Origin of the sequence: Gilliamella apis, assembly GCF_030758615.1 — a bacterium.
Taxonomy (GTDB): domain Bacteria; phylum Pseudomonadota; class Gammaproteobacteria; order Enterobacterales; family Orbaceae; genus Gilliamella; species Gilliamella apis_A.
This window is the reverse complement of record NZ_CP132381.1, coordinates 1,016,801-1,030,153: the sequence shown is the minus strand read 5'-3', so window position 1 is coordinate 1,030,153 and position 13,353 is coordinate 1,016,801. Positions and strand designations below refer to the sequence as shown.

Annotated in this window: 12 protein-coding genes; 6 read left to right on the top strand and 6 right to left on the bottom strand. The window is 34.6% G+C overall.

What is annotated here, in order from left to right:
* Nucleotides 1-273 precede the first annotated feature (273 nt).
* The gene (locus RAM17_RS04775) at nucleotides 274-1,197 is read right to left on the bottom strand and encodes an L-lactate dehydrogenase (RefSeq protein WP_110448310.1); all 924 of its coding nucleotides are present in this window, start codon (nucleotides 1,195-1,197) and stop codon (nucleotides 274-276) included.
* A gap of 222 nt (nucleotides 1,198-1,419) precedes the next feature.
* Here RAM17_RS04775 and RAM17_RS04770 point away from each other — a divergent pair, with 222 nt between their 5' ends.
* The 5 genes from RAM17_RS04770 (at nucleotide 1,420) to RAM17_RS04750 (ending at nucleotide 7,386) form a co-directional block, all read left to right on the top strand.
* The gene (locus RAM17_RS04770; protein WP_110448311.1) at nucleotides 1,420-3,522 is read left to right on the top strand and encodes an autotransporter outer membrane beta-barrel domain-containing protein; all 2,103 of its coding nucleotides are present in this window, start codon (nucleotides 1,420-1,422) and stop codon (nucleotides 3,520-3,522) included.
* Nucleotides 3,523-3,911: 389 nt separating this feature from the next.
* The gene (locus tag RAM17_RS04765) at nucleotides 3,912-4,790 is read left to right on the top strand and encodes a metal ABC transporter substrate-binding protein (protein ID WP_110448392.1); all 879 of its coding nucleotides are present in this window, start codon (nucleotides 3,912-3,914) and stop codon (nucleotides 4,788-4,790) included.
* Nucleotides 4,790-5,686: a manganese/iron ABC transporter ATP-binding protein gene (locus RAM17_RS04760; protein ID WP_110448312.1), complete on the top strand. Its 897-nt coding sequence runs from the start codon at nucleotides 4,790-4,792 to the stop codon at nucleotides 5,684-5,686. Before RAM17_RS04765 ends, RAM17_RS04760 begins: the two co-directional genes overlap by 1 nt.
* Nucleotides 5,687-6,553 (top strand): metal ABC transporter permease, encoded by an 867-nt coding sequence (locus RAM17_RS04755; RefSeq protein WP_110448313.1) that lies wholly within the window; start codon nucleotides 5,687-5,689, stop codon nucleotides 6,551-6,553.
* The gene (locus RAM17_RS04750) at nucleotides 6,550-7,386 is read left to right on the top strand and encodes a metal ABC transporter permease (protein WP_110448314.1); all 837 of its coding nucleotides are present in this window, start codon (nucleotides 6,550-6,552) and stop codon (nucleotides 7,384-7,386) included. Before RAM17_RS04755 ends, RAM17_RS04750 begins: the two co-directional genes overlap by 4 nt.
* Nucleotides 7,387-7,445: 59 nt before the next feature.
* On the opposite strand, the gene dnaB is transcribed toward RAM17_RS04750, so the two are convergent.
* Genes dnaB through RAM17_RS04735 form a run of 3 tightly spaced genes read right to left on the bottom strand, consistent with a single transcriptional unit; the run spans nucleotide 7,446 to nucleotide 10,717 of the window.
* On the bottom strand, nucleotides 7,446-8,870 hold the full coding sequence (gene dnaB, locus RAM17_RS04745) for a replicative DNA helicase (protein ID WP_086321043.1): 1,425 nt from the start codon (nucleotides 8,868-8,870) through the stop codon (nucleotides 7,446-7,448).
* 49 nt (nucleotides 8,871-8,919) lie between these two features.
* Nucleotides 8,920-9,711 (bottom strand): tRNA pseudouridine(38-40) synthase TruA, encoded by a 792-nt coding sequence (gene truA, locus RAM17_RS04740; protein ID WP_110448315.1) that lies wholly within the window; start codon nucleotides 9,709-9,711, stop codon nucleotides 8,920-8,922.
* A complete protein-coding gene (locus RAM17_RS04735; protein WP_110448316.1) occupies nucleotides 9,698-10,717 on the bottom strand; it encodes an aspartate-semialdehyde dehydrogenase in 1,020 nt (339 codons plus the stop codon). The genes truA and RAM17_RS04735 overlap by 14 nt, the downstream gene beginning before the upstream one ends.
* 178 nt (nucleotides 10,718-10,895) lie before the next feature.
* On the opposite strand from RAM17_RS04735, the gene RAM17_RS04730 reads away from it, so the two are divergent.
* Complete coding sequence (locus RAM17_RS04730) at nucleotides 10,896-11,945, top strand: LacI family DNA-binding transcriptional regulator (protein WP_110448317.1); 1,050 nt, start codon at nucleotides 10,896-10,898, stop codon at nucleotides 11,943-11,945.
* Nucleotides 11,946-11,975: 30 nt separating this feature from the next.
* On the opposite strand, the gene truB is transcribed toward RAM17_RS04730, so the two are convergent.
* Both truB and rbfA read right to left on the bottom strand, forming a co-directional pair.
* Entirely contained in the window at nucleotides 11,976-12,878 is a 903-nt protein-coding gene (gene truB, locus RAM17_RS04725) for a tRNA pseudouridine(55) synthase TruB (RefSeq protein WP_372339516.1), read from the bottom strand.
* A 65-nt stretch (nucleotides 12,879-12,943) separates the two neighbouring features.
* Nucleotides 12,944-13,321: a 30S ribosome-binding factor RbfA gene (rbfA, locus tag RAM17_RS04720; RefSeq protein ID WP_110448319.1), complete on the bottom strand. Its 378-nt coding sequence runs from the start codon at nucleotides 13,319-13,321 to the stop codon at nucleotides 12,944-12,946.
* Nucleotides 13,322-13,353 lie beyond the last annotated feature (32 nt).

The following is a 13,353-nucleotide window of genomic DNA, read 5'->3' as shown; positions in this document are numbered from 1 at the left end:
CTTCAGTTAATCCCATTGAAATAATAAATATTAGAATATAACAATAAAGATTATCTACTAAGGATCTAGCGAAGACGATTGATCAATCCAATAGAGATTATGAAATTTTAAATGGAAAACATCAATTGCCTTAACAACGATAAAAAATCTAAATCATATATTGAATATTTCATTTGTGATCTTAATTAGATAATTTGTATTGAGATAACATTGGGCGTAATCAATAGCTGATAATAAGTCTGAAAACGCCCCTATAATCAAATTTTTTAACAATTAGAAACTAATATGATCAATATATCCTTTCACTATATTGACACTATTAGTGAATAATTTTTTTTCGTTGTCATTAAAATTAAGTTCAATAACTTTTTTAATACCATGTTGATCTAAAATTGCCGGTACGCCTATTGCCAAATCTTTATAACCATACTCACCATCTAATACACAACTAAGAGCTAATGCTCGGTGACTATTGGTAAAAATATGTTGGCAGATCTCTGCAATAGTGCTAGCTATACCATATTCAGTACAATGCTTATATTTGGCAATTTCAAAGCCTTTGTTTTTTGCTTTTAGCCCAATATCATTAAAATCGATTTTTTTACTTTCTAAATCGTTGAGATTGATACCATAAACCGATGAGTGTGACCAAACGGGAAATTGGGAATCACCATGCTCGCCAACAATAAATGCATCAATACTTTGTGGACCAATATCCATCTGTTCTCCTAATAGTCGTCGTAAACGCACGGTATCAAGCCAAACACCAGTACCAATAACTCTATGACGAGGTAAACCAGATAACTTCCACACTTGATAAGTAATCGCATCACACGGATTAGTAGCAATTAAAAATATCCCTTTAAAGTCACTTTTCATCATACTAGGAATAAGATTAGCCATAATTTTAGACGTACCTACAAGTTCTTCAGCCCTGCTTTTTTGCGCTAATCCGGAGGTAACAGTAATGACTGCAATATCAATATCGGCACAGTCCGTCGATTCACGCAAACTGACTTTAATCATATTTTGTCGATATGCTGCGGCGTCTAATAGATCTTGCCCATGACCGTAAGCTAAATCCTTATTAAGATCAACCAGTGCAATTTCTTCACAAAAGCCACGATTGACCAATGTATAAGCGGTAGTTGAACCAACATTACCTACACCAATAACCATTACTTTACGCAGTTTCATATTTAAATCCACCTTTTTAAATTACTGATTTTTAAGTTGTATAAATATCGTTGATTACTTCACTATCATATACCTTTACCATTAATAAGCAAGGAGCAGCAAATAGTTGATATAAATCGTTTTTAATAATAATTATTCGATAATAACAATTACTAATTTGAGTAACCTATTTTATTCTGTTAGGCTGTTTGTGAATATATAAGGAAAAGAAAGAGAAAAGAGATGAAAAAGAAAAAATTAATTACATTATTATCCCTAGTTATGCCATTAACGGTTAACGCTTTGAATTTACAAGGTACACAAACTTTTACTGATGAAGTAAATATTCCGGAAACACATAATTTCGAGAGTTTTAGAGATAATGTTACATCGGCAATAAATATAACTTCTGGAAGTAATACTGTTTTTGAAAAAGATGTTAGCATAATTATGTCCAGAGATGATTTACACAATCTTGATGATAAGTTTAATATTTCAGGTATTAGCGCATTTTCACCGTGGTCTCCGATAGGAGAATCATTTGTTGTATTTAATGGAGATCTTAACATTGAAATGAACGGCGAGAAAATGAATGCTATTTCTTTATTAGATAAAAATGTCAACTTGACTGTTAATGGAAAAGCAAATTTAAGATCTAAAAGTAGCGAAGATGATGAGACTATTTTTATTATGGGAGGAAGTAGTATAACATTTAATGATGAAACACATATAGATAGTGATATTGATGCTATTTTTCTATCAGGAACTGGTTCAAATGTGACATTAAATGGTGAATCTTATATCAATGGTAATCTTTTTATTAATAGCGGTGCATTATTAGAAATCAAAAATAAATCCATTATAAAAGGCGATATATGGGCTGAGTTTGGTGGTAAGGTAATTCTAGATTTAGCTGCGGGCTCTAAAATTGTCGGGGAAGTTTCAGCATTTGGAGACCCTGATGATCCTGACGAGCCTAATCAAGATACCACAGGAATTATAAAAATGAATCTAGCCAAAGGCTCTTCTTGGGAACTTGATGGTTACGATTCTTATTTAACTGAATTATCAGGACAAGGAAATATAATATTTACTAATATTGAGAATGATAATGATGACTACTTTGGTGAGCTCGTTATCGAAAATTTAAAAGGAGCTTCGACGTTTAATTTACGTACCGATATTGCCGCTCAACAAAGCGACAAAATTATTATCTCAAAATCATCTGATACCAATCGAACAGTTTCAGCTGAAGGAACCCATACGATTAACCTAATTAATAATGGTTCTGCAAAAACTACTGGTAATGAAAAGTTAACTCTAGTTGAAATCGATGAGAATGCGACAAATACAGCAGAATTTAAAACTAATCATGATGTAGAACTCGGTGGTTATCAATATAGTTTAAATAAAGAAGGGAAAGATTATGTCCTCACAGGACAACCGATTACCTCATCGGCTATGGCGAGTGTTAGTTTTCTTAATGCTAACTATTTGATGAGTTATGTTGAAACTCAAACCCTTTTAAAACGTTTAGGTGATATGAGAACTAGTGGTGAATTTGGTGATGTTTGGTTACGTGGTTTCACCGGTAAATTAGATTCATTTTCTGGTGGCAAATTAAGCAAATTTGATATGCGCTATCATGGTTTCCAATTTGGGGCAGATAAACAACTATCTGAAAATTCACCATTTGTCATTGGTGCTTTTGTCGGACAAACATATGGTGATCCAAATTATCGTAAAGGTGATGGTTCACTGCGTTCATTTAACGCCGGTCTATATGCAACTTATTTAGATAATAGTGGCTTTTATATTGATGGTATTGCCAAATATGACCGTCTAAAAAATCAATTTAAAGTTAGAGATACAGCGAATAATCGTGTGCAAGGTTCAGGACATTCCAATGGAGTTGGTGTATCAATGGAATTAGGTCAGAAATTTAAAATTAATGATTTCTATATCGAACCACAAACACAGTTATCATATAGTCATCAAAATGGTACTACGATTAATGCTTCTAATGGCCTTAATGTTAAATTAGGCAACTATAATTCATTACTAGGCCGAGCATCAGCTCTATTTGGTTATGAATATAAATCAGATAAAAATAGCATCAATCTCTATGCTAAAACCGGTATTGTAAGAGAGTTTGATGGTGATACTTACTATAAACTAAATAACCATAAAGAGAGCCATTCATTTAAAGGCAATTGGTGGAATAATGGCGTTGGTATAAACGCTCAAATAAATCAAAATCATAATATTTATTTAGATTTAGAAAGCTCACCAGGGAATAAATTCGATTTATTACAAGTTAATGGTGGTTACCGCTATTCGTTCTAATGCATAACTTTATTTAAATCGATCATATCAATCACACGCTGATTAATTGAGCGTGTGATTTTTTCAATTATCATTAAGTTTAACACTACATTAGCTATCAATCTAATAGATGTATCTATCTCCGCTTTTTTTGTATCTTTATTTAACATTAATAGAATTAGTTATAAAAAATAATTTGACTTTCATTAATTAAATGATAATAATTCTCATTAACATTTAAATGTTATGATTTTGTTATTAATAATTTATCTAGAGAAGGATTTCATTCATTTCTGATTAGTTTTATCTATAACTTATTTTTGTATTTCGATCTAGCTTGAGCAAGTAGTATTAATAAGGATTCGCTAATGAAATTTAATTTTTTTAAAAGCCGCAAAACGTTATTAAATATGATATTAACATCATTGTTAGTTTTAACTGGCTTAGCTAATTCAGCATCGGCTGATGAAAAGAAATTTAAAGTGGTTACCACATTTACCGTCATTCAAGATATTGCCCAAAACGTTGCAGGTGATGCTGCAATTGTTGAATCCATTACCAAGGTAGGAGCCGAAATTCATGAATACGATCCTACCCCAAAAGATATTACTAAAGCTCTCTCTGCCGATTTGGTGCTTTGGAATGGTTTAAATTTGGAACTTTGGTTTAAACGTTTTTTTGAGGATATTAAAGATGTACCTTCAGTTGTAGTTACAGAAGGAATCGATCCTATGCCAATTCAAGAAGGCAGTTATAAAGGTAACCCAAATCCACATGCTTGGATGTCACCAACCTTAGCTTTAATCTATATTGAAAATATTCGAGCCGCTTTTGTTAGATATGATCCTAAAAATGCCGAAATTTATAATAAGAATGCCGCAGATTATGTAGCTAAAATTAAAGCGCTAGATGCCCCACTTCGTGAGCGTTTAGCTAAAATTCCAGAATCACAACGTTGGTTAGTCACCAGTGAAGGGGCATTCAGTTATTTAGCTCGTGATTATAATCTTAAAGAAGCTTACTTATGGCCAATTAATGCGGAACAACAAGGTACTCCCAAACAAGTTAAGAATCTTATTGACTTAGTTCGAGCGAATAATATCCCTGTCTTATTTAGTGAAAGCACCATTTCAGATAAACCTGCAAAACAAGTCAGTAAAGAAACCGGTGCTAAATACGGTGGTGTGCTATATGTTGATTCACTTTCAACTCAAGATGGCCCAGTACCAACTTATATCGATTTATTAAAAGTGACTGTTGAAACAATCGCTAAAGGATTTGAAAAATAATGACTCAAATTTGCTTAAATGTTGATGATATTACCGTGACTTATAATAACGGTCACACCGCAATTCATGATGCAAGCTTTCGTTTAAATGGTGGCACAATCTGTGCGCTGGTTGGCGTTAATGGTAGTGGTAAATCAACACTATTTAAAAGCATTATGGGAATGATAAAACCAACTAAAGGACAAGTGACTTTTAATAATATTTCGGTAAAACAAGCATTGAAGCAAAATATTATTGCCTATGTTCCACAAACAGAGGAAGTCGATTGGGATTTTCCGGTTTTAGTTTCTGATGTGGTGATGATGGGACGCTATGGTCACATGTCTTTTTTGCGAATACCAAGTAAAGAGGACAAAAGACAAGTCGATTTAGCGCTAGAACGGGTCAATATGTTAGATTTTAAACATCGCCAGATTGGTCAACTTTCTGGTGGTCAAAAAAAACGTGTTTTTTTAGCAAGAGCTTTGGCTCAGCAAGGTAAGGTATTGTTGTTAGACGAACCTTTTACCGGCGTCGATGTTAAAACAGAAAATGCTATTATCGATCTGCTTAAAGATCTTCGTGATGAAGGCCATTTGATTTTGGTTTCTACCCACAATTTAGGTAGCGTACCTGAATTTTGTGATCAAGTGGTGTTAATTAACCAAACCGTATTGGCTTTTGGCGAAACCAAAACCACCTTTACACCACAAAATTTGATGACAACTTTTGGTGGTGCATTACGTTATTTAAGCTTATCAGGTGAACAATTGCATGAGGATGAAGATCCTCGCAAGATGTCAATTTTAACTGATGATGAACGTGCTGCTGTATTTTACGGTGAAGGTGGTGATAGTTCACCTCATCAAGATTTATTAGTCGAACCAACGATAATTGAACCTAAAGGGCAAAACTAAATGGAACTACTTCTGGAACCTTTTACCTATGGCTTTATGTTAAAAGCAATTTGGGTAAGTAGTATAGTTGGCGCCGCTTGTGCATTTTTATCAGCGTTTTTGATGTTAAAAGGCTGGTCTTTAATGGGTGATGCTCTTTCCCACTCTGTAGTACCTGGTGTAGCTGGTGCCTATGCGATCGGCTACCCTTATTCGGTTGGGGCGTTTTTTACTGGCTTGTTGGCAGCTTTATCAATAATCATTGTCCGTGCTTTTACCCGTTTAAAAGAAGATGCAATTATAGGTTTTATCTTTTCCACCTTTTTTGCTATTGGCCTTTTAATCATCTCATTAAATCCAACCTCAATTAATGCCCAAACCATAATTTTTGGCAATATTTTGGGAATTGATGATAGTGATATGAGACAAGTGCAAATCATCATTTTGGTTTCGTTTATTTTGTTACTCTTATTCTGGAAAGATCTGTTAGTGGTGTTTTTTGATGAAACACATGCACGCTCTATTGGTTTAAAACCATTACCATTAAAGATTCTATTTTTCACTATTTTAAGTGCTTGTACGGTTGCAGCTCTGCAAACTGTGGGGGCAATATTAGTCATTGCGATGGTGGTAACGCCAGGCGCAACCGCTTACTTACTCACTGATAGGTTTACAAGGTTATTAATTATTTCAGTGGTTATTGGTGCATCAACTAGTGCAATTGGTGCTTGGATAAGTTATTTTTTAAATGGCGAAACCGGTGGCGTGATTGTGACACTACAAACCTTAATCTTTTTGACTGCTTTCTTCTTTGCGCCAAGACAAGGATTGATTTCCAACCGTCGTCGAATTAGACAAGCAAGACGCATTAAAGGGGGAGTGGTATGACTATGTTATGGGAGCTTATTTATCATCCCCTAACAATTCCTTTTGTTCAACGTGCTATTCTGGCTGCCTTAGCTACGGGGATTGTTTGTGCTTTGCTATCGTGCTTTTTAGTATTAAAAGGCTGGTCATTAATGGGGGATGCTATTTCTCATGCAGTATTACCTGGTATTGTACTCGCTTATTTAATTGGAATCCCCCTAATGATAGGTGCGTTTACTTCAGGATTATTTTGTTCTGTCGCCACCGGTTATATTAAGGAAAACAGTCGAATTAAAGAAGATACCGTGATGGGTATTGTTTTTTCGGGAATGTTTGCTTTTGGCTTGGTGCTATTTTCTAAAGTTGAAACATCCCAACATTTAAACCATATTCTATTTGGTAGCGTATTAGGTACTAGTTATCAAGAATTAATACAGATTATTGCTATTGCGGGCATTGTTTCGGTTATAGTGATTGTTAAGCGCCGTGATTTAATGTTGTACTGCTTTGATGCCGTACAAGCCAAAGTGGTAGGTTTGCCTGTTAAATTATTGCATTACGGTTTATTAAGTATTTTAGCATTAACCATTGTTGGATCACTAAAAGCCGCGGGTGTTATATTGGTTATTGCAATGCTAATTGCACCTGGTATCACTGCATTTTTATTAACCAAACGATTTGAGAAAATGTTAATAATTGCCGTGATTGTATCGGTTTTTTCGACAGTAACGGGCACATTAATCAGTTTTCATTTAGATGCATCTACCAGTGCTTGTATTGTGATTTTACAGGCGTTTATCTTTATTGTTGCTCAGTTTTATCGAGTCTATGCTAACCATAAGATAAAGCGTTAATTGCTCTAGTGTAAATGTTATATTTTTTCACATTTACACTAGTTATTTAGTTGAGTTTATTATTCATCATCTAAATATTTACCAGCATCAGCATAATTATCAAATCTTGAAAATTGACCTTGGAATTTTAATCTCACTTTACCTATTGGACCATTACGCTGTTTACCTAAAATGATTTCGGCAATACCTTTATGTTCCGAAGCTTCGTTATAGACTTCATCACGATAGATAAACATAATCACGTCAGCATCTTGTTCAATAGATCCTGATTCACGTAAGTCAGAGTTAACAGGTCGTTTATCGGCACGTTGCTCTAAGCTACGGTTAAGCTGAGAAAGTGCAACCACTGGGATTTGCAATTCTTTTGCTAATGCTTTTAATGAGCGTGAAATTTCAGCTATCTCAAGTGTTCGGTTTTCAGAAATATTAGGTACACGCATAAGCTGTAAATAATCGACCATGATCATACTTAATCCTTTATGTTCACGATAGATTCGTCGTGCTCGTGAACGCAACTCCATAGGTGTTAATCCTGATGAGTCATCGATATAGATATTTTTCTTCTCAAGGAGTAAGCCCATAGTGCTCGATATTCTAGCCCAGTCATCATCTTGTAGTTGACCAGTACGAATTCGAGTTTGGTCGACACGTGATAGTGATGCTAACATACGCATCATAATTTGCTCTGATGGCATCTCAAGACTAAAAATAAGAACAGGTTTTTCTTGCATCATGGCGGCATTTTCACAAAGATTCATAGCAAAGGTGGTTTTACCCATTGATGGACGAGCCGCAATAATAATTAAATCTGAACGTTGTAAACCTGCGGTTTTCTTGTCTAGGTCAAGGAAGCCTGTCGATACGCCAGTTACCCCATCATGTGGGCGTTGGAATAGTTCTTCAATTTTTGCTACCGTAGCTTCAAGCACATCGGTAATATTTTTAGGCCCTTCACCTTGCTTGGTACGACTTTCGGCAATTTGGAAAATCTTGCTTTCAGCTAAGTCTAAAATTTCCGTACTATCTCGACCTTCAGTTGAGTAACAGTTATCGGCTATTTCATTTGAAGCACTAATCAGTTCACGCAATATAGCTTGTTGACGAATAATATCGGTATATGCAACCACATTAATCGCACTAGGGGTATTTTTAGAAAGTTCAGCTAAATACGCAAATCCACCAACATCGATCAGCAAATCCTTACTTTCTAAACTTTCGGAAAGTGTTATTAAATCAATCGGAGTACCACGACTGACTAAGGTATGCATTTCTGAAAATATCAATTGATGATGACGAGAATAAAAATCACGGTCAGTAATCATTTCTGCGACAACATCCCAACGTTGATTATCCAACATTAGGCTACCAAGCACTGCTTGTTCTGCTTCGATAGAGTGAGGAGGCAACTTTATATTTTGCAGTTTTGATTTTTTTGCGTCTTGATTTTTAAGTTCTTTATTCGAACTTGTTTCATCATTTTTCATTGCATTCATCTTTGTGTTTTTAAATTAATTTAACCTATAACTAATTCGCTTACTGTATAAATAATGGACCTAAAGCGCAATTAGGAATTTGATATTCTAATGGATAATCCACCTGAACCAAATATAATCCTTCAGGTTTTGCCGTTGCTGCTGCTTGGGTACGATCTTTTGCCACTAATAAAGCTTCGATCCATTGTGGTGATTGGTTACCAGCACCAACTTCCAACAAACTGCCAACAATATTACGCACCATATGGTGAACAAAAGCATTAGCTTTAATATCGACAACAACATATTCACCCCGTCTTGTAACTTCAATATGGTGAATATTACGCCATGGAGTCCGTGACTGACATTGCGCAGCTCTAAATGATGAAAAGTCATTTTCACCTAATAAATATTGTGCTGCTTGATGCATGAGTTGTTCATTTAATGGCAAATAATAATGTGACACACCTTTAGCTAAAATAGCCGGACGATAACGATGATTATAAATGATATATCGGTAACGGCGAGCTGTTGCGCTAAATCTAGCATGAAAGCTATCATCAACACTTTTTGCCCAACGTACAGCGATATTGTCAGGAAGTTGGGAATTGACTCCCATTGTCCATGCTCCTTCAGCACGCTGAGCAGTGGTTTCAAAATGAATTACTTGCCCTGTTGCATGGACTCCTGCATCAGTTCTCCCTGCGCAAAATACTGCGATAGGTTCATTAGCGATTACTGACAAGGCTGATTCTAATCTTTGTTGTACTGAATCAACATGTTGTTGACGTTGCCAACCAAAATAACCGCTACCATCATATTCAATACCTAAGGCAATCTTACAGGTAGTCATTAATTAAGATCTCTAACGTCTCGATTAACATTAAACCACCTAAATAACGGACATTATCCGCCACTGACCAAAATTGGATTTGCTCATAATTACCATAACTGTGTCGTAAATTAGCAAGTTTGATCGTCAGATTACTTTCAGCATCAGTATTTACTTCGGTTACCGGTGTTGGTAAATCTTCACTTTTTACTTCAACGCCAAATTCACCAAAACGGGCCATATCTAATTCAATTGGTAAACTGCTTGAAACATTAACTGCTTGGGCCAATCCATAAAATACGGGAACAATAACTGATTCAATAGAGATAGGTAAATCATAATTGCTTATCACTTTACGAATTTGATTAATTTGTGAGTGTTCACCTAAACTTAAGTGGTCAGACTCATGAGAAACAGGTAACAAATTAAAAGCAAGTTGATTGTCAAACAGTTGATTATCAACAGGCATACCATTTAGTAACCGAGCACTTTGCCCAGCAAGTTCGTCAACACCTGGTTTGCCATATAATGAAGAAGGAATAAAACTACTTAAATGTAAATTAGTCAATAACTGAATATCGGTTAGCGAAGCAACACAGCGTAGTAATTGTGAAACGGTAGGGCTAGCAACAGCTATAATGTTTTCATTGCGATATTCGGTGAGTACACTGTCATTTACTTTCGGTACAATTAATGGAATATGATCCTGATCAGCAAAAAAACCACTAGCATCAATAACGATACAGCCTGCTTGCGCTGCTGTTTGAGCATATTTTTCACTGGTTTTACTGCCGGCAACAAAAAAAGCAAAATGACATTGACTCCAATCCATCTGCTCACTATCAATAACCGTTAAATTTTTACCAGCAAAACGCACCACTTCGCCAGCGCTGTTATCACTACCAACTAGGTAAAGATTATCAATTTCAAAACTTTTTTTTGGTAAGCTATGTTCTTGCAATAACTCAACCAACGCAGAGCCTACTTGCCCTGTTGCACCAACAATAGCTATATTCCATGCAGTCATATATTAAACCCAAATTAAAAAATATAGCTGTAATTATACCACTATATTGCCAAAGATTTTGCAAAAAAGATGTTTTCTAACTTTGGAATATTGCTCGAAAAAATAGATATTAGCTAATTACAATTTCGCTGTTGTTCGTTAAAGTGATTTTATCTGTTATTCGATTGCAGTAAGAATTATGGCAAAAATCACATTATCAGCGATTGCGAAAAAAGCTAAGGTTTCAGTAGCATCTGTATCTAGAGTACTAAGAACTCCTAATATGACATCGTCACGAACTCAATCTATTGTTTATCAAGCCATGAAAGCTTTAAATGTTGATCTGTCAGAAAACTTGAAAGATTACCAACTAGATCATTCCAGTAATAGAATACTAATTATTGATAACCAACTTATTTCAAAAAGTTTAATCAATTTTGGTATTGAACAAGCTTTATATGAAGTTAAATTACAATTTTGCTATTTACAATTTTCTTACCAAGACGACAGTGATATTTATCATTTGATTCAGTACATTACTCAAAATCGCTTTATTGGTATTTTAATAATTAATCAAGCACCTTATTTAGACCATCTGTATAGTTATAAAAAATCACTACCGCCAATGGTATTTGTGAATCATTTTAAACATAATTTTTCTTGTGTCTATTTTGATCATCTCACAATTGGTTTTAAAACAACGCAATATTTAATTAAAAAAGGCAACCAACGGATCGCTATTTTTGTTAATAGCGATAAAAGCATCAACTCATCGTTTTTCCTACAAGGTTATCAACAATCCTTACAACGACATAATTTACCAATTGATTCTGACTATATCATTCAAGGCTGTTTAACTTATGAACATGGTCGAGATGCAATTAAAACTTTATTAAATAGTAATAAACCACCAACAGCTATTATTTTTGAAGATTTAAGCAGTTTATCTTTCTTCAATTCAGATAGTTATCATGCACAAAATTATTTATCTTGTTATCGTTCTCTATTTGGTGCCTTACATCAAATCAATAAAGGCCAATCAAATCAGTTAAAATCACTGTCAATTGCTTATATTAGCCATAGCAATGAATATCAATATAATGACTTGGATAAATTGAATAGAATTAACAAACCACTCTATGAGATGGGCAATAAATCAGTACACTTACTTTGTGATTTACTTAAACAAAATATGACATCGTTAGCACGATGCCATATTATTGAAACCGAAGCTTTTTTTATCAACTAATTATTTGTTAATAAAAGGTAGTTAAAAAAGTTAAGAAGTTGAAATCAATCTTTTAGGTGACAATTTATCCAATAGTTGTATACCTGCACCAATAAATTGCTGATCTTGATAAATTCTAACTAAAGTTTCTACTGCTACACTGTCAGCTAATTTGATAGTTCTACCTAATAAGATATCGCTACCTTGGCTATCATTCAATTGCACTTTCGGACTATCTTGTAATGGACTATCTACCGGCATAAGTAATTGTGTTTTATCAGTAATATTTTCTAACTCATCCAAGCCAATCATTTTATCGATTGGATAATTTGACACTTGTAAACGTCTTAAATAAATCACATGGGCTCCACAACCGAGTAATTCACCTAAATCATCAATGATAGTACGGATATAAGTCCCTTTTGAACAATGGATCTCTAACGTTAATTCCTGTTTAGCCGAATCATATTGAATAAACTGGTTTTCGTAAACCGTGATCGGTCTGGCTTCCCGTTCAATGACAATACCTTGACGAGCATATTCATAAAGCGGCTTACCTTGATATTTTAAAGCCGAAAACATGGTGGGAACTTGTAAAATATCACCACGAAAATGAGTTAATGCTTGCTCAATTTGAAGTTGAGTAACATCAACGGATTTGGTACAGATTATTTGCCCATCAGCATCAGATGTGTCTGTCCGCTCACCCAATTTAGCAATTACTCGATAACGCTTGTCAGAATCTAATAAGTATTGTGAAAATTTAGTTGCTTCGCCAAAACAAATCGGTAACATTCCTGTTGCTAAAGGATCGAGAGCACCAGTATGACCTGCCTTTTTAGCATTAAATAGTGTTTTCACTTTTTGTAAGGCATCATTTGATGTCATGCCTTGTGGTTTGTCTAATAACAAAACGCCGTGAACATCACGGCGAATTTTTTTTATATTCATCATAGATATTTAAATTGAAACGGATAACACTCCTCAATATTTTTACAAAAATTGAGTGCTTTTAATTATTAATCTTTATGACGTTCGTTGTCTTGCTTAATCACATCAGAGACTAAACTAGACATCTGCATACCTTTGACAAGCGATTCGTCATAAAAGAATTTAATTTCAGGAATAATTCGTAAACGCATAGCTTTACCGATCAACGTTCGAATATACCCTTTTGCATCATTTAAGACATTCAATCCTTGTTCAATAACTTGTGGATCATCATCATTTAAAAAAGTGACAAATACTTTGGCATAAGAGAGATCACGAGAAATCTCTACACCAGAAACAGTCACCATGCCTAAGCGTGGATCTTTGATTTCACGCTGTAAAATAATCGCAATCTCTTTTTGTAATTCATGTCCAACTCGAGATGATCGATTAAATGCTTTTGCCATATCTATTTTCCTTAAAATGTGAATAAGCAAGG

Bases quoted from the DNA above. Each gene is read 5' to 3' on its own strand.
- RAM17_RS04775 (WP_110448310.1), bottom strand. From the start codon at position 1,197: ATGAAACTGCGTAAAGTAATGGTTATTGGTGTAGGTAATGTTGGTTCA.
- RAM17_RS04770 (WP_110448311.1), top strand. From the start codon at position 1,420: ATGAAAAAGAAAAAATTAATTACATTATTATCCCTAGTTATGCCATTA.
- RAM17_RS04765 (WP_110448392.1), top strand. From the start codon at position 3,912: ATGATATTAACATCATTGTTAGTTTTAACTGGCTTAGCTAATTCAGCA.
- RAM17_RS04760 (WP_110448312.1), top strand. From the start codon at position 4,790: ATGACTCAAATTTGCTTAAATGTTGATGATATTACCGTGACTTATAAT.
- RAM17_RS04755 (WP_110448313.1), top strand. From the start codon at position 5,687: ATGGAACTACTTCTGGAACCTTTTACCTATGGCTTTATGTTAAAAGCA.
- RAM17_RS04750 (WP_110448314.1), top strand. From the start codon at position 6,550: ATGACTATGTTATGGGAGCTTATTTATCATCCCCTAACAATTCCTTTT.
- dnaB (WP_086321043.1), bottom strand. From the start codon at position 8,870: ATGAAAAATGATGAAACAAGTTCGAATAAAGAACTTAAAAATCAAGAC.
- truA (WP_110448315.1), bottom strand. From the start codon at position 9,711: ATGACTACCTGTAAGATTGCCTTAGGTATTGAATATGATGGTAGCGGT.
- RAM17_RS04735 (WP_110448316.1), bottom strand. From the start codon at position 10,717: ATGACTGCATGGAATATAGCTATTGTTGGTGCAACAGGGCAAGTAGGC.
- RAM17_RS04730 (WP_110448317.1), top strand. From the start codon at position 10,896: ATGGCAAAAATCACATTATCAGCGATTGCGAAAAAAGCTAAGGTTTCA.
- truB (WP_372339516.1), bottom strand. From the start codon at position 12,878: ATGATGAATATAAAAAAAATTCGCCGTGATGTTCACGGCGTTTTGTTA.
- rbfA (WP_110448319.1), bottom strand. From the start codon at position 13,321: ATGGCAAAAGCATTTAATCGATCATCTCGAGTTGGACATGAATTACAA.